This is a genomic window from Legionella yabuuchiae (assembly GCF_900640115.1).
Classification (GTDB): domain Bacteria; phylum Pseudomonadota; class Gammaproteobacteria; order Legionellales; family Legionellaceae; genus Legionella_A; species Legionella_A yabuuchiae.
Map to the genome: position 1 here is coordinate 1 of NZ_CAAAIW010000075.1, position 609 is coordinate 609.

Genomic DNA, 609 nt, shown 5'->3' on the forward strand with positions numbered 1-609 from the left:
GAAAAAAACCCTGATCTGAAACATAACATTGTGGAAAGAAACCCATTGCTGTCAGCAACCTCAAAAGACACTGAATTTTCTTTTGTAGCTACCTTAAGAAACTCTGAAGATGGCCGGCAAATTCTACTGGATTTCTTTCCTGAATATCTAACAGAAGATAGAACATCCTCCTCAGCGGCGCATGGCTTTTTTTCGAGAGCACCTTCATCTGGAGGAGACTCAAATCAAAACCCTCTTATTCCGTCTTTACCAGTGCCATGATCAATAGAAGATGGGCACTTATACCCAATCAACTTCAAACTGCTAATTGTATACTCTCAATTTTTCGCCCATCCAACGTTTAAAAACTGGCAATAGGGCTTGCTATTACTTTTAAACGTTGGATGGACAAAAAAAATTGAGTCGTCTAAAAAAACATAGCATTTTGAAGTTGATTGGGTATAAATCCGAAGGGCCTATGCAGGCGCAAAACATCGTGACTCAGGCAATAACATTGCCTCAATAGCGCCTTTTCTGTTAATATATTCACCATTTTACTCCAAATCAGAACAAATCACTTATGCCTGTATATTACTGGCGCGGCATCATCGCCAAAGATGCAACTCTCTT

Annotated in this window: 1 protein-coding gene; it reads left to right on the top strand. The window is 39.6% G+C overall.

Features of this window, described 5'->3' with window-relative positions; all coding sequences use genetic code 11:
- Positions 1-261 (top strand): hypothetical protein (locus E1O47_RS12365; protein WP_165475127.1); only part of this gene is annotated, 261 nt, incomplete at its 5' end.
- Between the last annotated feature and the right edge of the window lie 348 nt (positions 262-609).